The following is a 17,710-nucleotide window of genomic DNA, read 5'->3' on the forward strand; positions in this document are numbered from 1 at the left end:
TGATGACCCCCGCGTTCGCTTGGAAAGGAGCGAAAAATGGCGAAATCACACGGCAAAAGCATCAGGGACGAGGAAACCTACGAAGCCCTGCGCGATCAGGGAGCCTCAAAGGAGAAAGCGGCCCGGATCGCCAATGCCAAAGCCAGCGACAGCCAGTCGCCGTCGCAAAAGGGGGGCAGGCAGCCACCCTACGAGGAGTGGACCAGAGACGACCTTTATTCCCGCGCGCAGGAGCTCGGGATCGAGGGTCGCTCGGATATGGACAAGGACGCTCTGGTCGAGGCGCTGCGCAACCACTGAGCGCTGCGGGGTTGCGCGCGTGACCCTCTTTCACAACATCAGCGACGCCCCGGAACATGTGGCTCCCTTTTCGCACGCGGTGGAGGCGGACGGCTGGGTGATCCTGACCGGGCAGATGCCCACGGTGCCAGGCGCGCCGCAGGCAGACCTGCCCGGCGGTGTCGCAGCGCAGACCGACCAGGTGATGAAAAACCTGCAGACCGTTCTCGCCGGGCTCGGGCTTGATCTGAGCGATGTGTTGCAGTGCCGTTGTTTTCTTACGGAATTCGAACGCGATTACGCCGACTTCAACGCAACTTACAAAAGCTGGTTTCCGGCGGACAGATTGCCCGCGCGAACCACGGTGGGTGTGACGGCGCTGGCCGTTGGCGCGCTGGTCGAGATCGATTGTGTGGCACGCAGGAGGGACGCGACATGACAAAACTCTGGAGTAATCAGGCTTTCACGATCAGCCATGCGGATGCAGGCCGGTTTGAGGGCAAGGGGCTGCGGCCATTCTTTGAGTACCGCGAACTGGGGATCAGTTCCGCGACAAAGGGCGCTTATGGTGCCCATGTGATCCGTGCGGTGCCCGGCATGGAAAGCCCTGCTGCCTGGCACAGTCACGACCTCGATTTTCAGATGGTTTACGTGACCCGGGGCTGGGTTGTTTTCGAGTATGAAGAAACCGGCGAGCACATGCTGCGTGAAGGATCCTGCGTGCTGCAACCGCCCGGGATCCGGCACCGCGAGGTCCGCCATTCCGACGATCTGGAACTGCTGGAAATCATATCCCCCGCTGCCTTTGACACAAAGGATGAGGCGGCGCCGTGAGTACCGGGCTGACATATGTCACGGAAGCTGCGGGTGTTCCTGACGCTTTGCAGGTGCCGTCCGGGCAGGCGATGGATCTTTTCGAGGTTCTGGTGGACCGGGTGGATGCCGAGACATGGATACGTTTCCGCTTTGTCGCACCCTCGATTGCGCGTGCGCGCGGCGAGATCAGTTTTTTCGACGTGCAGGACGATTTTGAACATCTGTGCACCCGTGTGGCGCTGCCTTATCTCAAAGAACGGGACCTCAGTGCCGATGCCGTGGTAGTCAGCCTTCTCGACCGGCCGGCGGAATTCGGTCAGGCGGATGACACTCTCACGCAGTTCATCGAAGTCTTTCGTATCAAGAATGGCATCTGCGCCTGGGAGGCTTTATGACACCCTCCTTCTTTGCGGCATTGCGGTCACATCGGGGGCTGCCGCATATCCGTCCGTATTCTTTGCCGGGTTTGTGCGCTACACTGCGTCACGGGCTGCATATCATGGCCCGGAACAGTATCCCGCGCCGCGCAAAGTCAGCTTCTGCAGGGCCGGGTGAGGCAGAAAACAGGAGACATAAATGTCCGGAACAATCAGATTACTGGCCGTATTCGGCCTGGCCGCATTCGTTGCGGCCTGCGCCCAGGAGCAGGAAGAATTTGTTGTGGTCGACCCCGAGCCGATCTCAACTGAGCCGACCTACACCGGCAAGTACAAGTAAAACCACTGCGGGGCAGGCTTCCGGGCCTGTCTCGTCGCCGCCTGCGTCCCGCTGGTCTGACGGGGGGCTATCATGCTGAAACATCGCGGTTTTCCGGGGCGATTGCCCGGCACAGACTATCAGTTCACACTCAGGCGATTTAATCCGCGCGGTGTCACACCGATCACTGCGCGCGAGCGTTTTCGCGACCGAAAGCCTGCCGACCGGCGCGCCGATGCTGCGTTTTTCGCCGCACTCTGGGAGCACTTCGGCGCGGAACCCTTTGAGCGCGGCAACCTTGATGCAGGCAGGCTCTCCTGGCTCTTTGGCCGCGAGGTGCTGCCGGCAACCGACCCCTTTGATCCGGAGAGTTACGAGGCCCTTCTGGTAATCAATGTACCGGTCGCCCGTGCTTCCTTTCCCGAAGCTTTTGCGGAGGGATCGGCGTGAATTTGCCTGCCCCTTGCTTAAACCGGCAAGTGTCGGCTTATGCACACGGCAGCCGCGCCAGCGCGTTGCGCGGCACAACCTCTGCGCGTATCGTAAATGCTGCAGGCTGGTGCGTATATCCCCGCCCTGGTTCTGCGTACAAACTTCGTACCCCTTCCCCTGGCGGACAGATCAGCGCACAAGGCTCTGAACTGTCCGCCTTTTTCGTGGACAGCGGCTTTGGCGCCGGTGTAAATGATATCTGTCAGCGGCCGCAGAAAGACGGTCGGGCGAAAGGCAAAGCAAAGAGGTTCCCCTCGTGCAGTTCAGACATTTCATATACGCGGTTGCATCCTGCACCCTTCTGGCCGCCTGCGGCAATACGGTCACCGAACAGTCGCTGGGCGGTGCCGTCATCGGTGCCGGTGCGGCGGTCGTTGTCAGCGGCAGTGTCCTGCAGGGCGCGGCCATCGGTGCCGCCGGTAATCTGGCCTACTGCCAGCTTAACCCGGGGCGGTGCAACTGACCGCAGTGCCGGACTGAAAACCTTGCATTCACCGCATGCAACACCTGCATGCGGCCCGTTGCGTTTGCGCAGTGCGCCTCTGCGCAGCCTTACCGGACAGATCAGCCCTGCTGCCTGCCCCACTGTCACCCTTTTGAAAAAGGACATCCGATGTTCAGCAAGATCCTGATCGCTAACCGTGGAGAAATCGCCTGTCGGGTCATCAAGACCGCGCGCAAGATGGGCATCACAACAGTGGCGGTTTATTCTGACGCTGACAAACAGGCGCTGCACGTTCGGATGGCCGATGAGGCGGTATATATCGGACCGCCGCCTGCCAACCAGTCTTACATCGTGATCGATAAGGTGATGGAGGCGGTGAAGTCCTCCGGCGCGCAGGCCGTGCATCCGGGGTATGGGTTTCTGTCGGAAAACGCGAAGTTTGCCGAAGCACTTGATGCCGCGGGTGTTGCCTTTGTGGGGCCGCCTGTCGGTGCCATTGAGAAGATGGGCGACAAGATCACCTCCAAGAAAATCGCGCAGGAGGCCGGGGTTTCGACCGTGCCCGGCTATATGGGCCTGATCGCCGATGCCGATGAAGCGGTGAAGATCTCCGGCGAAATCGGCTATCCGGTGATGATCAAGGCCTCCGCGGGTGGTGGTGGCAAGGGCATGCGGATTGCCTGGGACGATGCAGAGGCGCGCGAAGGCTTTCAGTCGTCGAAAAACGAGGCGGCGAATTCTTTTGGTGACGACCGGATCTTCATCGAGAAATTCGTTACCCAGCCGCGCCATATCGAGATTCAGGTACTCTGCGATGCGCATGGCAACGGCATCTATCTGGGCGAGCGCGAGTGCTCGATTCAACGCCGGAACCAGAAGGTTGTCGAAGAGGCCCCGAGCCCGTTTCTGGATGAAGCGACGCGCAAAGCGATGGGAGAACAAGCCGTCGCACTGGCGCAGGCCGTGGGATATACCTCCGCCGGCACGGTTGAGTTTATCGTCGATGGCGAGAAGAACTTTTATTTCCTTGAGATGAACACGCGCCTGCAGGTGGAGCACCCGGTGACAGAACTTATCACCGGTGTTGATCTGGTGGAACAGATGATCCGGGTCGCCAATGGCGAAAAGCTCTCGATCAGTCAGAAGGACGTGACCCTGACCGGCTGGGCCATCGAAAACCGGCTTTATGCCGAAGATCCTTACCGTGGCTTTCTGCCCTCCATCGGGCGGCTGACGAGGTATCGTCCGCCTGCTGAGGTTGCGGCGGGCCCCTTGCTGCAGGAGGGCACCTGGCAGGGCGACGCGCCGGCTGGCGATCTGGCGGTGCGCAATGATACCGGTGTCTTTGAGGGCGGCGAGATCAGCATGTTCTATGACCCGATGATCGCCAAGCTCTGTACCTGGGCGCGGACCCGGGCCGGGGCCATCGAGCAGATGCGCGTGGCGCTCGACAGCTTTGAGGTCGAAGGGATCGGACATAACCTGCCGTTCCTGTCCGCAGTGATGGATCACCCGAGATTTGTGTCCGGAGAAATCACGACGGCCTTTATCGCCGAAGAATACCCGGAAGGGTTCACAGGCGTGACACTGCCCGACGCGGAACTCGCGCGGATTGCGGCAGCGACGGCGGCGATGCACCGGGTGGCCGAAATCCGGCGTGCGAGGGTCTCAGGCCGGATGGACAACCATGAGCGAAAAGTAGGTTCGGACTGGAATGTGAGCCTTGGCGGGCATTCTTATGATGTCGTGACCAGTGCCGATACAGGCGGGGCGACCGTGCGGTTTGAGGACGGCAAAGAGCTGCGGGTCAGCGGGGCCTGGACGCCGGGCGATCAGCTTGCGGAGATGACGGTGGACGGTCGTGCGCTGGTGCTGAAGGTGGGCAAGATCAGCGGAGGGTTCCGGATCCGGACGCGCGGTGCTGATCTCAAAGTGCATGTACGCACCCCGCGTCAGGCAGAACTGGCGCGGAAAATGCCCGAAAAGCTGCCACCGGATACGTCAAAGATGCTGCTTTGCCCGATGCCGGGGCTTATCGTCAAACTGAATGTCGCGGCGGGCGACGAGGTGCAGGAAGGGCAGGCGCTCTGCACCATCGAGGCGATGAAAATGGAAAACATTCTGCGCGCCGAGCGCAAGGGTGTGGTCTCAAAGGTCAACGCGGGAGAAGGCGACAGCCTGGCCGTGGATGATGTGATCATGGAGTTCGAATAAGGCGTGACCTGCTCGGGCAACATATTGCCGGGCCGCGGGGCGGTGTGGGATCAGTTTGTGCCGCCGGCGCGGGCCCGTTCCTTGGCCTCGCGAATTTCCCTCTGGCGGATCGGCATCTTGTCGATGCTGCGTGAGATTTCGCGTCCGTCCCAGGGGAAAGGTTTGCGCACGTTCACAGTGCCCTCTTTGTTGATGATCACCAGCATAAAGCCGCGCGGACGCAGTTTGCGCCGCAGATCGGACTCCGCGTCAGGGTCGGTGTCGCTGATCACCACAACGTCGCGTTCGCGCATTGCCGGCTCGCGGGAGCGCAAAAGTTCCAGCTGTTCAATGAACATCGGATCGTCCGGCGTGTCGGCAAATACGACCAGCGGGCGCTTTTTCCACTTAAATTGGTTTAAATCCACCTCAGTTACATCGACAAAGAGTGGATCTGCGACAGTTTCCTCAGCCGTTCCCGGTACGGGTGCAGCTGCAAAAAAGCTCATCAGAACAACGGGTAGCAGTCTTTTCATTATTTCTCCTGATGCACCATATATAACCCCTGTTTCGGGATATGCGATGGGGAAGACGTGGGATTTTGCCATTAAAACTGCGGCAAGAGGTCCGGGTGTATGATCGCGCAGGACGCGTCAGGCGGGCTTTCGCAGCCGATCGTCGCCAACCGGGCAGGGAAAGTCATGGATGTTATTCTTCATCTTGGTGCGCATCGCACCGCGACCACAGGGTTTCAGGACTATATGCGGCGCCACAAGGCACCGCTGGCAGAGCAGCATGTTGGTTTCTGGGGGCCGGGGAGGACGCGCCGCGGCCTGTTTTCGGGAATTATTCCGGGTCCTGTAGCGGCGCGCGGACGCGATCTGCGGACGCGGGGAGAGGGCAGGGTGCAGCTGCGTTTGAAGGGCGCGCGCCTGCGCGGTGTGAAAACGCTCGTGGTGAGCGACGAAAACATGCTGGGTGCGGTGCGTGAGAACCTTTGCGAAGGCAGCCTTTACCCTTCGGCGGGTGAGCGTATGGCGCGTTTTGCGCGCGCTTTTGACGGAGAGATCAGCGGCCTGTTGCTCTCGGTGCGCAGTCTGGAGCTCTGGTGGTGCTCGGCGCTGGCTTTCGGCGTCTCGCGCGGCCACCCGCTGCCAATGAGAAACAAGCTGGCGATGATCGCAGGGTCGCAGCGGGGCTGGCGCGATGTGATTACCGATGTGGCCTGTGCGGTGCCCGGTGTTCCGATCCGGGTGATGCCTTTTGAAAGCTTTGCGGGCCGGGCGGATATTTTTCTTGCACGCGGTACCGGTATCGATGCGCCGCCCGACAACGACCGGCAGTGGCTCAACCGCGCGCCCGGACTGCCGGATCTGCGCCGTGTGCTGACGGAGCGCGGCACCGAAGCTGCGGAACTGCCCTTTGGCATGGGCCGCTGGAACCCTTTTTCGAACGAACAGCATGCCGCGCTGCGCGAAGTGTATGCGGATGATATTATGTGGCTGACCGCCGGTGCAGATGGCCTGGCGACGCTGACAGAGGACCGGATCCGGACAAGAGCGGGGACAACTCCGCCGGCCGGGTCAGACAAAAAAGGACAACCCGATGAGCACGAAGAAAGACAAGTGGCGCGGCCTGGCTGAAGCAGAGCTGCGCGGGCGACCGCTCGACGAGCTGACCTGGAAAACGCTCGAAGGCATCGATGTGCAGCCGCTTTATACGGCCGAGGATATTGAGGGGCTCGCGCATCTGGGCACAATTCCCGGCGAGGCGCCCTTTACCCGCGGTGTGAAGGCCACGATGTACGCCGGCCGGCCTTGGACAATCCGCCAGTACGCCGGGTTCTCAACGGCCGAGGAAAGCAACGCCTTTTACCGCCGCGCGCTTGCCGCGGGTCAGCAGGGGGTGTCGGTCGCCTTTGATCTGGCCACGCACCGCGGCTATGACAGCGATCACGAGCGGGTCGAAGGGGATGTGGGCAAGGCCGGTGTCGCCATCGACAGCATCGAAGACATGAAAATCCTCTTTGACGGTATTCCTCTCGATAAGGTGTCGGTTTCGATGACAATGAACGGTGCGGTCATCCCGATCCTCGCCAGCTTCATTGTTGCAGGCGAAGAGCAGGGGCATGACCGCGCCGTACTGTCCGGCACCATTCAGAACGACATTCTCAAAGAGTTCATGGTGCGCAATACCTATGTCTATCCGCCGGAGCCGTCGATGCGGATCATCGCGGATATCATCGAATATACTTCTGATGAGATGCCGAAATTCAACTCAATCTCGATCTCCGGCTACCACATGCAGGAAGCGGGTGCGAGCCTCGTGCAGGAGCTTGCCTTTACCCTCGCGGACGGGCGCGAATACGTCCGTGCGGCCATCGACCGGGGCATGGATGTGGACAAATTCGCCGGTCGTCTGAGCTTTTTCTTTGCCATCGGCATGAACTTTTTTATGGAAGCCGCCAAGCTGCGCGCCGCGCGGCTTTTGTGGTCGCGGATCATGGCGGAGTTTGAGCCGAAGAACCCGAAATCTTCAATGCTGCGCACCCATTGTCAGACCTCGGGCGTGAGTTTGCAGGAACAGGACCCCTATAACAACGTCGTGCGCACAGCCTATGAGGCAATGAGTGCTGTGCTCGGAGGGACGCAGTCGCTGCACACCAACGCGCTTGATGAGGCCATTGCGTTGCCCACCGATTTCTCCAGCCGGATTGCGCGCAACACCCAGCTTATTCTGCAGGAAGAGACTGGCGTGACCAATGTCGTCGATCCGCTGGCGGGTTCATATTATGTGGAAAAACTCACTGCCGATCTGGCCGATTCCGCCTGGAAGATCATGCAAGAGGTCGAGGAGATGGGCGGTATGACCAAAGCGGTCGCCTCCGGCATGCCCAAACTCAGGATCGAGGAAGCGGCAGCCCGCCGCCAGGCCGGCATCGACCGCGGCACCGAAGTGATCGTCGGCGTGAACAAATACCGGCGCGACAAAGAGGATCCGATCGACATCCTCGACATCGACAATGCGGCCGTGCGCAAAAGCCAGATCGCGCGTCTGGAAAAGGTCAGGGGAAGCCGGGATGCGCAGGCCTGCGAAGCTGCTCTGGCGGAGCTTTCGCGCCGTGCCGGGGAGGGCGGCAATCTGCTTGAAGCTGCGGTTGAAGCCGCACGCGCCCGCGCGACAGTAGGAGAAATCAGCATGGCGATGGAAAAAGTGTTCGGCCGGCACCGTGCCGAGGTGAAAACACTCGCGGGTGTCTATGGCGCGGCCTATGAGGGCGATGAAGGTTTTGCGGCTATCCAGAAATCGGTGGAGGATTTTGCCGAAGCTGAGGGCCGCCGCCCGCGTATGCTGGTGGTGAAAATGGGCCAGGACGGACACGACCGGGGCGCCAAGGTGATCGCCACGGCATTTGCTGATATCGGGTTTGATGTGGACGTGGGCCCGCTGTTTCAGACACCCGCCGAAGCGGCTCAGGATGCCGTCGATAACGATGTGCATGTTATCGGGATCAGCAGTCAGGCCGCCGGCCACAAGACCCTCGCACCGCAGCTTGTCAAAGCGCTTAAAACTGCTGGTGCCGATGATATTCTGGTGATCTGCGGCGGCGTGATCCCGCAACAGGATTATCAGTTTCTCTATGATTCCGGGGTAAAAGCCATCTTCGGACCCGGCACCAATATCCCCGAGGCTGCACAGCACATTCTCAAGTTGATCAGCGCAGCCCGACCGTGAACCCCGCCGTGTAATTTTTTGCGGGAGACCCTTTTATGTCGCCGGACGTTGTATTACCTGCGGTTGAACATGGTGAGCGGCTGCCGGAGGGTGGCGGTGCGGCAGAAGGGAGACAGGACATGCTATTGGATCACCTTGCAGTCGCAGGTGAAACGCTGGACGAAGCCCGTTCGGTCGTCGAAGAAACGCTTGGCGTTCCGATGCAGCCCGGCGGCGAGCATGACGTCTTTTTCACCCATAATATGCTTCTGGGGCTCGACGACGGCCTGTATCTTGAGGCGATTGCGATTAACCCTGCCGCACCACGTCCGGACCGTGCCCGCTGGTTCGATCTTGACCGGTTCAAAGGTCCGGCGAGGCTTACGAACTGGATCTGCCGGTCTGATGATCTGGCCGGTGATCTGAGCGCCCTGCCTGACGCGATGGGCACGCCCGTTGATCTTCAGCGCGGAGATCTCCGCTGGCAGATGGCCGTGCCGCAGGACGGCATTCTGCCCTTTGATAATCTCGCGCCTGCCCTGATCCGGTGGCAGACTGATCTGCATCCGGCACAGCGTCTTGATGGCTCCGGGGTTCGTCTGAAACGGCTTATTATTTCTCACCCGGATGCGCGGCAGCTTTCGGGCCTGCTGTCCGGGCGGCTTAATGATGCGCGGGTGATTTTCGAGGTTGGTCCGGTGGATATGGCTGCGGTTTTTGCGACGCCGGGCGGCGACAGGATGATCAGCGGGTGATCCGGCCGGCGGCTCCACCGGATGCTGCTGATGTGGCCACCCTCTGGAACCGGATGATCCGCGAAACTGATTTCACCTTCACAACCGAGGAGCGGTCCGTCGCGAATGTCCGCAACCTGATCAGAGAACGCGACGGCGCTTTCTTCGTGGCTGGAACCGGGGGCGCATTCAGCGGTTTTGTGACATTCGGGGCCTTCCGGTCCGGTCCGGGTTATCGTGCGACAGCAGAGCTCAGCATTCTGGTGACGCCGCAGGCTGCGGGTACGGGTCTGGCCGGCGCGCTGATGCAGACCGGCGAAGAAGCTGCGCGCGCCGCAGGCATTCACGTCATGATCGCGGCCATAAGTGCCGTAAATCCGCGTGCCATCCGGTTTCATACCCGCCAGGGCTATGTTGAAGCAGGACGGTTGGCAGAAGTCGGGCGCAAGAACGGCGCCTGGCTGGATCTGGTGCTGATGCAGAAAATCCTTGCAGGCGGGCGTTGACGGACTGACATGCCTGGCGCCAGCGGGTATGCTCGGCGCTATGTCGATCTGGTCCCGCATCTCCGACGCGCTGTCCGCACTGACCGCAGGCGAAGAGCTTTCGGCTGTTTTCGATCGTTTGCGCAGCCCGCCCGAGCGTTCCGTGGCCTTCACTATCGCGGTGATCGCGCTCGGCGCCAAGATGGCCAAGGCGGACGGGCAGGTTACCCGCGACGAGGTCACCGCCTTCCGTGAGGTTTTCCACATTGCCAGCGCTGATGAGCAGGGGGCGGCGCGGGTCTTTAACCTGGCACGCCGTGATGTTGCGGGATTTGAAGAATATGCCGCGCGAATCCGGGCGATGTTCAGCGGCCAGCCGGACACGCTGCGTGATCTCCTTGAAGGCCTCTTTCACATTGCGATGGCCGACGGATTCTATCATCCTAATGAGGATGCCTTTCTGGAGCGGGTCACGGCCATTTTCGGTGTGCCGGAAAACGAATTCAGGGCGCTGCGGATGCGCTTTGCTCCGGAGGCATTACGGGACCCTTACACCGTGCTCGGCGTGACGCCCGATATGTCTGAACGTGAAATCCGCAGCGTCTGGCGCCGGCTTGTGCGCGAAAATCACCCTGATGCGATGATCGCGCGTGGTGTGCCTGAAGAGGCGTTGCAGATGGCACAGAAACGGATGGCAGACATCAACCGCGCGTGGGAAGAAATCCAGGAAAGGGCCTGATGCGGTTTGCGACCTATAACGTTGAGTGGTTCAACGAACTCTTTGACGCAAAAGACCGGCTGATCCGGGACAGCGCGTGGTCGGCCCGCTACAATATCACGCGCAAAGGCCAGGCCGATGCAATCGCGGCTGTGCTGAGCGCAGTGGATGCGGATGCGGTTCTGATCATCGAGGCGCCTGATGCCAGCGGACGGCGCAGCACCGTTGCCGCGCTCGAGGGCTTTGCTGCGTATTACGGGTTGCGCCAGCGGTCGGCGATCATGGGGTTCGCCAATGACACGCGCCAGGAAATCGCGCTGATGTATGATCCGGGCGCGCTTGATGTGGTGCATGCCCCGCGGGCCGGAACACCGGACGTGCCGCGCTTTGACGGTGTGTTCGGGATTGATCTGGATGTGGATGCGACCCGCGATGAGGTGCGGTTTTCCAAGCCACCCCTTGAGCTGGATATAGTCACGCGGACGGGCACGGCTCTGCATCTGATCGGCGCGCACCTGAAGTCTAAGGCGCCGCACGGTGCGCGCAATGACACCGACATCATGCGCATCGCGATTGCCAACCGTCGCAAGCAACTGGCCCAGGCCATCTGGCTGCGCGCGCGGATCGATCAGGTGAGCACTGAAGACACGCCGCTTATGGTGATGGGCGATCTCAACGATGGCCCCGGTCTTGATGAATTTGAAGGGCTTTTCGGGCGGTCATCGGTTGAGATCATCCTTGGCTCAGACGGGGAGAACCCTCTTTTCGACCCGCATGCAGGGCGGGCGCTCAGCCAGCGGCTCGGACCTTTGCCGACCACCTCCCGATTCTGGATCGCGCCGGAGAAACGCTTTTTACAGGCGCTGCTTGATTACATCATGATTTCACAGGATCTGCGCGCCCGCGGGGCCGACTGGCGCATCTGGCATCCGCTGGATGACCCGGAATGCTGGGCCGATGCGGATCTGCGGGATGCACTGGTGGCTGCGTCAGATCACTTTCCTGTCAGCATCGATCTGGATATCTGACCTCGGAGAATCGCGCAGGATGCGCTATACTTCTCAAATGAAACAGATTTTTTCTGCCACCCTTATCGCTCTTGTCACAGCCCTGCCCGTCTCTGCGCAGCAGGACGACGGGTCGTCGCTGATGGAAGAAGGGACCCGACAGTTTCTTGAGGGCCTGCTGCGCCAGATGGAGCCGGCGCTGGAAGGCATGAGCGAATTCATCGAAGAGATGGGGCCCGCGATGTCAAATCTGCTGTCACAGGTCGAAGACTGGTCGGTTTATGAGGCACCTGAAATTCTGGAAAACGGGGATATCATCATTCGTCGCAAACCGGAGGATGACCCTGGAACCGACCCGGAACCGTCGCCTGAAGACACGCCTGACATGCCGCCTCAGGTGGATCTCTGACGCACTTTTCTGACCTCAACCTCGGCATTCAGCGATGAGGCCAGAGAGACCAGCCGGGCCTCTGATACTTCACCGAAAAGCGGCACCATGTCGTTCGTAAGAAGCAGCTGCAGCCGTCGTTTTTTGGGAAACCAGCGCAGTGTGCCGCGTTCGGCGTCCTGGGCCATCCACATCATGGCGCCGAAACGCATGGCCTTGCCCAGAATTTCCGCCTCCAGCTGTGATTTTTCATCAATGAGATCATAGAGGTAGTCAAAACGTGTGCCTTCGCGTTTGTTGGAATAACGGTGCAGAAGTGCCAGCCCGAGAAAGACCCGTTCGGAGTGTTTCAACCCGCCAAGGTTTGCCCGCGTTGCGTTGTCAAAACAGGTCTCGGCGCGGTAATCGGGATGCGCCCGCCAGCTCACGTCATGCAAAAGGCAGGCCGCTTTGACCAGCCGGCGACGCTGTTCCGGCACGTTTTTGAAAAGCGGATGGATGAAGGCATAAAGCGATTTGCCAAATCCCGGCATACGCGCGTCTTTGGCTTCTGCAAACCGGCAGGCCTCAATGAGCGGGTCGCGGTCACGCAGCCGCTGCGGCATCTGCTCATAGAGCATGCCTTCGCGAATGCCGTAGCTTGAGATGGCGATGTCCTTGGGGCGGAACGACTGCACCAGACGGCTCAGCACTTCAGCGGCCAGCGGCACCAGGCTCATACGAGCTGAAGAGATGTTGCAGGCGCCCCGCAACTCTTCGAGGTCCGCCTTGCGGATGAACTTTGCCGTGGCCGAGACGCTGCGTGCGGTCATGCGGTATTCGTGCAGCACGTGCAGCGGATAGCCGCGGCGGTACATATCGATGCGTGCGATCGCCCGCCAGGACCCGCCGACGAGGAAAAGACGGTCCCGCTGGTCGCCCATCACCGATTTCATGTGCTCCATGGTCTCGCGGATGTGGGTGTCGCGGGCTTTTTTGCCACCTTTGATTTCACGCAGTTTCAGCGGGCCGAGAGACGAGGTCATACGCCGTCCCACCCGCCCGCCGGAGATCTCCGCAAGCTCCATAGAGGAGCCGCCGATATCGCAGACAAGCCCGTAGGATCCGGGCCATCCAAGCAGCACCCCCTGAGCGGAAAGCCGCGCTTCTTCCTCGCCGTCGATGACCCAGATGCGCAACCCGGTTTCGCGGCGCACGTCCTCGCAGAAATCGGGGCCGTCGCTGGCGTCTCGCACCGCAGCCGTCGCCACAACGGTCAGTGCCGGCAGGCCCATGCCCTGGGCCAGATGCTGAAACCGGCGCAGGGCGGCGAGTGCCCGCACCCGTCCCTCGGGGTTGAGCCGCCCGGAGTCCGACAGGCCGGCACCAAGTGCACACATGATTTTTTCGTTGTAAAAATAGGCTGGTGACCGGGCCGCGCCGTCAAACACTACAAGCCTTACGGAGTTCGAGCCGACATCGACCACGCCCACACGGGCCAGAGCGCGCGCGCCGGGGTCTTCAAACAACGGGCGGCCAAAAAGGCCTGCGTCCGGTTGCACGGATGCAGCCTCAGGCGCTCCGGCGATGTTGGTCTGATCAGTCATTGGCAGTTCCGCAGCTTCGCCTCACCCTGTGAAAGATTTGGCTGATGGTCAATGCGCCCGGTCGGATTTACCGGAATTGCGGTCTCAGTCTTCGGTATGGGTCAGCTTGGGCACGTCCGATGCTCCGGCCGAGCCGCGCCCGGACAGTGACGGGTTTTCCATAAAGAAACGGTGGCAGTTGAACGCAAAAGCGCCTTCCGGCAGGGGCGGACGTTCAAACGAGCCATCAGGCCCCATGACCCAGCTTTGCGCGACATCCGCGAGATTGGCGGCCATGATCTGGCTGACGATCTGCGCCTTGACGGTCGCGTTCTCGATTTCAACGAGGGTTTCCACGCGCCGGTTCAGGTTGCGGCCCATCCAGTCGGCGGAGGAGATGAAAACCCGGCCTTTTTTGTGCGGCAGTCCGGCGCCGTTGCCGAAACAGACGATGCGCGAATGCTCAAGGAAGCGTCCGACGATAGATTTGACGCGGACGTTTTCGCTCAGCCCTTTGATGCCGGGGCGCAACCCGCAGATGCCGCGTACGACGAGGCTGATTTTCACGCCCGCCTGGCTGGCGGCATAGAGTGCGTCGATCACTTCACTGTCGATGATCGAATTCATTTTGGCCCAGATGACGGCCGGTTTGCCGGCGCGCGCGTGCTCTGCCTCCGCCGCGATCAGTTCCAGCAGGCGGGGTTTGAGTGTGGTGGGCGATATGGCCAGGTTGTCGAGTTTTTCAGGCTGGGCGTAACCGGAGAGATAGTTGAAGACTTTGGTCGCATCACGGCCGAGGCGCGTATCGCAGGTAAAGAGCGACAGATCGGTGTAAATGCGGGCCGTAATAGGATGGTAGTTACCGGTGCCGTAGTGGGTGTAGGTCACCAGCTGATTACCTTCGCGCCGCACCACGGTGGAGATTTTTGCGTGGGTTTTCAGATCTAAAAAGCCATAAACCACATGCGCGCCCGCCCGCTCCAGACGGCGCGACTGGCGGATGTTGGCGGCCTCGTCGAACCGCGCTTTGAGCTCCACCAGAGCGGTCACGGATTTACCCTCTTCGGCCGCTTCGCAGAGCGCCTCAACAATCGGGCTGTCGCGTGAGGTGCGATAGAGGGTCTGTTTGATCGCCACCACCTGCGGGTCACGTGCGGCCTGCTGCAGAAAGCGCACAACCATATCGAAGGTCTCGTAGGGGTGATGCAGCAACATGTCTTTGTTTCGCACAGCGGCCAGCATATCGCCTTCAAAATCGGTCACGCGCTCGGGGATGCGCGGTGTGAAGCTGGGCCAGAGCAGATCGGGGCGGCTGTCGAGAACCAGCTCGCTGAGATCAGCCGAGCCGATCATGCCGTCGATCTCGATGACTTCTTCGGCGTCCACGCCAAGCTCTTCCATAATCACCGATTTGAGCTTTTCGGGGGCGCCTGCGGAATGCGTCAGCCGCACCACTTCGCCCCGCCTGCGGCGTTTAAGGGCCACCTCGAACTCGCGTACGAGGTCTTCGGCTTCCTCCTCGACCTCGAGATCGCTGTCACGCAGTACGCGAAACTCGAAATGCGCTTTAAGTTTGTACCCGGGAAACAGCCCGCCCACGTTCAGCACCAGCAGCTCTTCGAGCGGCAGAAACCGGTTTTCGCCTTCACCTGCCGGCAGGGCGATAAAACGTTCGATCTGTGCAGGGATCGGCAGCAGCGCCTGCAGGGGCCGCTTGTCGCTGCTGCGTTCAAGCTGAAGCGCCAGCGCGTAGCCGGTGTTGGGAATAAACGGAAAAGGATGCGCAGGATCAATCGCCAGAGGCGACAGAACCGCAAAGACCTGGGTGAGGAAAACGTCCTCCAGATACGTCAGATCTTCGTCTGTGAGGTCCCTGTTGCGCAGGACGGATATCTTCTGTTCTTCCATCTCCGCCAGCAGCTTCACCAGAACTTTCTGCTGGGTTTCCATCAGGCTGCGCGCATTCTGATCAATCAGCACAAGCTGTTCAGCAGGACTGAGCCCGTCAGCGCCTGGCGTCGTATTACCCGCATGGGCAAGTTCGCGCAGACCGGCCACCCGCACGGTATAAAACTCGTCGAGATTATTAGCGGAGATCGAAAGAAACCGGAGCCTTTCAAGCAACGGCACGCGGAGGTTTTCAGCTTCCTCCACAACGCGCCAGTTGAAGCCGAGCCAGCTCAGCTCCCGGTTAAAGAACCGGGCGGGACCTGACGTATCAAGATCCGGCATCTCGGTTGCAGGTGGGAAATCAGCGGTCAGAAAGTCGGCGTAGGTCATACGTGCCTTGTGCTGGTAAATTGTAACGGAGCGGTGACATATATCAGCGCGCCGGGCCCTCTTTGTCCAGCAGATCGGCGGCAAGACTGCGGGAAACCGGCTTTTTCCGGGCCAGCGATGCGGCATCCAGTGCGCATACCACATCACGGGCGGCAGCAAAGGACCGGTCAATGCGCCGGATCAGATATGCAATGACATCCGGTTTCGGCATGAGCTGGCGGTCGGCAAACAGCTTGGCCAGAACGGCTGATAAGAGTGCATCATCGGGCGGCTCAAGGGCCACCATCGGTGTTCCGCCCAGACGGCTTGCCAGATCGGCAAGGCCGATGTCCCATGTCTGAGGCAGGCCGGTGCCGGTGAGCAGCAGGCTGTTGGATTCCGCCAGCACCAGGTTGTGCAGGTGAAAAAGATGCTGCTGCGTCTGCGCGTTGCCTGCTATGCGGTCCGTGTCTTCAACAGCCACTGAGCCTGCGGCAAGACCGGGCACCATATCGGCGGTCAGGTCGCAGGCAGAGATGACCTTTGCCCCCGAGAGGGCCGCCCAGACATGCGCGAGATGGGTTTTGCCTGACCCCTCCGGCCCTGTGAGCAGGAGTTTCCGGCCCGGCCAGGTCTGCCAGCCGTCGATCATTGCAAAAGCGATTTCATTCGAGGGAGCGACGAGGAAATCATCGCGCCCCAGCGCTGCAACGCCGGGCAGGTCAAATCCGAGCTGTTCGGCCATATCAGGTGTCGCCCCGGCCCGATCTGCCCTGATAGAGCAGTGAATGCTGGTACTTTTCGACCGCGAAACGGGCGATGACGCCCAGAGCTGCAGCCACCGGCACGGCGACCAGCATGCCCACGAATCCAAAGAGCGCACCAAAGACGGAGAGTGCAAAGATAAGCCAGACCGGGTGCAGCCCGACCGAGTCACCCACCAGCTTGGGTGTCAGGATATTGCCTTCGACGATCTGGCCCAGAACAAAGATGCCGGCCACCAGGCCGATGCTGACCCAGTCTCCCCAGAACTGAAAGAGCGCAAGCCCGATGGCAAGTACACCGCCGATCAGTGCGCCAAGATAAGGGATAAAGGTCACCAGCCCGGCGATGAAGCCCACGACCAGTCCGAACTGTAACCCGACCAGCATCAGAGCCAGGGCGTAATACGTGCCCAGAATAAAGCAGACGGTGCCCATCCCGCGGATAAACGACGCAAGCGTGTTATCGATTTCGCGGGCAAGCCGGCGCACGACAGGGGCGTGATCACGCGGCAGAAGCTCGTCGATGCGCTGCACCATCCGGTCCCAGTCGAGCAGCAGATAGACCGACACCACCGGCACGACCACAAGCAGCACAATCACATTCAGCAGCGAAGCAGCAGAGCTCAGAGCCGTTTCCAGCAGGGCGGCTCCGCGCTCTTCGATCGCGGCACCGATGTTGTTGAGGGTCTGGCGCATGGTCGAGCTCTCTTCGAGCACCGAGGGAAAGCGTTCTGTGACGAATGCAGAAAGCGAGTCTGCGTACTGCGGGGCGGCGCGTACGAGCTGGATCGACTGGTTGACCAGAGTGGGGATCACAAGCAGCGCCATGATGATAAAGACCAGCAATCCTGCCAGGGTGATCACCGCCGTGGCCGCAGTACGGCTCAGCCCGAAACGTTCCAGCCGGTCGGCCACAGGATCGAGAAAATAGGCGATCGCACCGCCAAGAATAAACGGCAGCAGCACATGCCCCAGAGACCACAGCAGCACCAGAAAGACGGCTGCGGCACAGCTCCAGTATATCATCTGATCGCGAACGGGCAGTGCCATCGGGGTCTCCGGTTGCGGGATGCATCCCACATTGCCTATGCGCCGGACGGTTGCAAGGGGGCGGCCGGAAAAAGCGCGCGTGCAGCACCGCGGGCAGGTCAGTGC

The 17,710-nt window shown here is 60.7% G+C and carries 20 protein-coding genes; 15 read left to right on the top strand and 5 right to left on the bottom strand.

The features are described from left to right. Positions 1-36 precede the first annotated feature (36 nt). From G3256_RS04515 to G3256_RS04550, 8 genes are all read left to right on the top strand, one after another. Positions 37-300, top strand: coding sequence for a DUF7218 family protein (locus G3256_RS04515; protein ID WP_169639684.1), 264 nt, complete (start codon positions 37-39; stop codon positions 298-300). A 19-nt stretch (positions 301-319) separates the two neighbouring features. Continuing rightward, the gene (locus G3256_RS04520) at positions 320-718 is read left to right on the top strand and encodes a RidA family protein (protein ID WP_169639685.1); all 399 of its coding nucleotides are present in this window, start codon (positions 320-322) and stop codon (positions 716-718) included. Next, positions 715-1,113: a cupin domain-containing protein gene (locus G3256_RS04525; protein ID WP_169639686.1), complete on the top strand. Its 399-nt coding sequence runs from the start codon at positions 715-717 to the stop codon at positions 1,111-1,113. Before G3256_RS04520 ends, G3256_RS04525 begins: the two co-directional genes overlap by 4 nt. Continuing rightward, positions 1,110-1,490 carry a DUF6497 family protein gene (locus tag G3256_RS04530; RefSeq protein WP_246227779.1) on the top strand — a complete coding sequence of 127 codons (381 nt, stop codon included), beginning with the start codon at positions 1,110-1,112 and terminating at the stop codon, positions 1,488-1,490. Before G3256_RS04525 ends, G3256_RS04530 begins: the two co-directional genes overlap by 4 nt. Before the next feature lie 181 nt (positions 1,491-1,671). Continuing rightward, entirely contained in the window at positions 1,672-1,812 is a 141-nt protein-coding gene (locus G3256_RS04535) for a hypothetical protein (protein WP_169639687.1), read from the top strand. 72 nt (positions 1,813-1,884) lie between these two features. Then, positions 1,885-2,241, top strand: coding sequence for a hypothetical protein (locus tag G3256_RS04540; protein WP_169639688.1), 357 nt, complete (start codon positions 1,885-1,887; stop codon positions 2,239-2,241). A gap of 298 nt (positions 2,242-2,539) precedes the next feature. Then, the gene (locus G3256_RS04545) at positions 2,540-2,746 is read left to right on the top strand and encodes a hypothetical protein (RefSeq protein WP_169639689.1); all 207 of its coding nucleotides are present in this window, start codon (positions 2,540-2,542) and stop codon (positions 2,744-2,746) included. Between the two features lie 150 nt (positions 2,747-2,896). Continuing rightward, a complete protein-coding gene (locus tag G3256_RS04550) occupies positions 2,897-4,942 on the top strand; it encodes an acetyl-CoA carboxylase biotin carboxylase subunit (RefSeq protein ID WP_169639690.1) in 2,046 nt (681 codons plus the stop codon). 50 nt (positions 4,943-4,992) lie between these two features. Here G3256_RS04550 and G3256_RS04555 read toward each other — a convergent pair whose 3' ends face one another. Beyond that, positions 4,993-5,457, bottom strand: coding sequence for a DUF4174 domain-containing protein (locus tag G3256_RS04555; protein WP_169639691.1), 465 nt, complete (start codon positions 5,455-5,457; stop codon positions 4,993-4,995). 99 nt (positions 5,458-5,556) lie between these two features. Between G3256_RS04555 and G3256_RS04560 the strand changes: the two genes are divergently transcribed. The 7 genes from G3256_RS04560 to G3256_RS04590 all read left to right on the top strand — a co-directional run bounded on the left by G3256_RS04560 (position 5,557) and on the right by G3256_RS04590 (position 11,988). Continuing rightward, entirely contained in the window at positions 5,557-6,564 is a 1,008-nt protein-coding gene (locus G3256_RS04560; protein ID WP_343044386.1) for a hypothetical protein, read from the top strand. Next, entirely contained in the window at positions 6,527-8,656 is a 2,130-nt protein-coding gene (gene scpA / locus G3256_RS04565) for a methylmalonyl-CoA mutase (RefSeq protein WP_169639692.1), read from the top strand. The genes G3256_RS04560 and scpA overlap by 38 nt, the downstream gene beginning before the upstream one ends. Before the next feature lie 119 nt (positions 8,657-8,775). After that, the gene (locus tag G3256_RS04570) at positions 8,776-9,390 is read left to right on the top strand and encodes a VOC family protein (RefSeq protein ID WP_169639693.1); all 615 of its coding nucleotides are present in this window, start codon (positions 8,776-8,778) and stop codon (positions 9,388-9,390) included. Then, positions 9,387-9,875 carry a GNAT family N-acetyltransferase gene (locus G3256_RS04575; protein WP_169639694.1) on the top strand — a complete coding sequence of 163 codons (489 nt, stop codon included), beginning with the start codon at positions 9,387-9,389 and terminating at the stop codon, positions 9,873-9,875. Before G3256_RS04570 ends, G3256_RS04575 begins: the two co-directional genes overlap by 4 nt. Before the next feature lie 40 nt (positions 9,876-9,915). Next, entirely contained in the window at positions 9,916-10,593 is a 678-nt protein-coding gene (locus G3256_RS04580; protein WP_169639695.1) for a molecular chaperone DjiA, read from the top strand. Then, positions 10,593-11,600 carry an endonuclease/exonuclease/phosphatase family protein gene (locus tag G3256_RS04585; RefSeq protein WP_169639696.1) on the top strand — a complete coding sequence of 336 codons (1,008 nt, stop codon included), beginning with the start codon at positions 10,593-10,595 and terminating at the stop codon, positions 11,598-11,600. Before G3256_RS04580 ends, G3256_RS04585 begins: the two co-directional genes overlap by 1 nt. 37 nt (positions 11,601-11,637) lie before the next feature. Next, positions 11,638-11,988, top strand: coding sequence for a hypothetical protein (locus tag G3256_RS04590; protein WP_169639697.1), 351 nt, complete (start codon positions 11,638-11,640; stop codon positions 11,986-11,988). On the opposite strand, the gene G3256_RS04595 is transcribed toward G3256_RS04590, so the two are convergent. From G3256_RS04595 to G3256_RS04610, 4 genes are all read right to left on the bottom strand, one after another. Further along, positions 11,973-13,553, bottom strand: a complete 1,581-nt coding sequence (locus G3256_RS04595; RefSeq protein WP_169639698.1) for a Ppx/GppA family phosphatase — start codon at positions 13,551-13,553, stop codon at positions 11,973-11,975. The genes G3256_RS04590 and G3256_RS04595 overlap by 16 nt on opposite strands. An 84-nt stretch (positions 13,554-13,637) precedes the next feature. Beyond that, complete coding sequence (locus G3256_RS04600) at positions 13,638-15,812, bottom strand: RNA degradosome polyphosphate kinase (RefSeq protein ID WP_169639699.1); 2,175 nt, start codon at positions 15,810-15,812, stop codon at positions 13,638-13,640. 43 nt (positions 15,813-15,855) lie between these two features. Then, on the bottom strand, positions 15,856-16,536 hold the full coding sequence (locus G3256_RS04605; protein ID WP_169639700.1) for a P-loop NTPase family protein: 681 nt from the start codon (positions 16,534-16,536) through the stop codon (positions 15,856-15,858). A 1-nt stretch (position 16,537) separates the two neighbouring features. Then, positions 16,538-17,605, bottom strand: coding sequence for an AI-2E family transporter (locus G3256_RS04610; RefSeq protein ID WP_169639701.1), 1,068 nt, complete (start codon positions 17,603-17,605; stop codon positions 16,538-16,540). Between the last annotated feature and the right edge of the window lie 105 nt (positions 17,606-17,710).

This window comes from Roseobacter ponti (genome assembly GCF_012932215.1).
GTDB lineage: Bacteria > Pseudomonadota > Alphaproteobacteria > Rhodobacterales > Rhodobacteraceae > Roseobacter > Roseobacter ponti.

Excerpts from the sequence above, each read along its gene's own strand:
- G3256_RS04515 (WP_169639684.1), top strand. The coding sequence starts at position 37 with ATGGCGAAATCACACGGCAAAAGCATCAGGGACGAGGAAACCTACGAA.
- G3256_RS04525 (WP_169639686.1), top strand. The coding sequence starts at position 715 with ATGACAAAACTCTGGAGTAATCAGGCTTTCACGATCAGCCATGCGGAT.
- G3256_RS04535 (WP_169639687.1), top strand. The coding sequence starts at position 1,672 with ATGTCCGGAACAATCAGATTACTGGCCGTATTCGGCCTGGCCGCATTC.
- G3256_RS04540 (WP_169639688.1), top strand. The coding sequence starts at position 1,885 with ATGCTGAAACATCGCGGTTTTCCGGGGCGATTGCCCGGCACAGACTAT.
- G3256_RS04550 (WP_169639690.1), top strand. The coding sequence starts at position 2,897 with ATGTTCAGCAAGATCCTGATCGCTAACCGTGGAGAAATCGCCTGTCGG.
- G3256_RS04555 (WP_169639691.1), bottom strand. The coding sequence starts at position 5,457 with ATGAAAAGACTGCTACCCGTTGTTCTGATGAGCTTTTTTGCAGCTGCA.
- G3256_RS04560 (WP_343044386.1), top strand. The coding sequence starts at position 5,557 with ATGATCGCGCAGGACGCGTCAGGCGGGCTTTCGCAGCCGATCGTCGCC.
- scpA (WP_169639692.1), top strand. The coding sequence starts at position 6,527 with ATGAGCACGAAGAAAGACAAGTGGCGCGGCCTGGCTGAAGCAGAGCTG.
- G3256_RS04570 (WP_169639693.1), top strand. The coding sequence starts at position 8,776 with ATGCTATTGGATCACCTTGCAGTCGCAGGTGAAACGCTGGACGAAGCC.
- G3256_RS04580 (WP_169639695.1), top strand. The coding sequence starts at position 9,916 with ATGTCGATCTGGTCCCGCATCTCCGACGCGCTGTCCGCACTGACCGCA.
- G3256_RS04585 (WP_169639696.1), top strand. The coding sequence starts at position 10,593 with ATGCGGTTTGCGACCTATAACGTTGAGTGGTTCAACGAACTCTTTGAC.
- G3256_RS04590 (WP_169639697.1), top strand. The coding sequence starts at position 11,638 with ATGAAACAGATTTTTTCTGCCACCCTTATCGCTCTTGTCACAGCCCTG.
- G3256_RS04595 (WP_169639698.1), bottom strand. The coding sequence starts at position 13,553 with ATGACTGATCAGACCAACATCGCCGGAGCGCCTGAGGCTGCATCCGTG.
- G3256_RS04600 (WP_169639699.1), bottom strand. The coding sequence starts at position 15,812 with ATGACCTACGCCGACTTTCTGACCGCTGATTTCCCACCTGCAACCGAG.
- G3256_RS04605 (WP_169639700.1), bottom strand. The coding sequence starts at position 16,536 with ATGGCCGAACAGCTCGGATTTGACCTGCCCGGCGTTGCAGCGCTGGGG.
- G3256_RS04610 (WP_169639701.1), bottom strand. The coding sequence starts at position 17,605 with ATGGCACTGCCCGTTCGCGATCAGATGATATACTGGAGCTGTGCCGCA.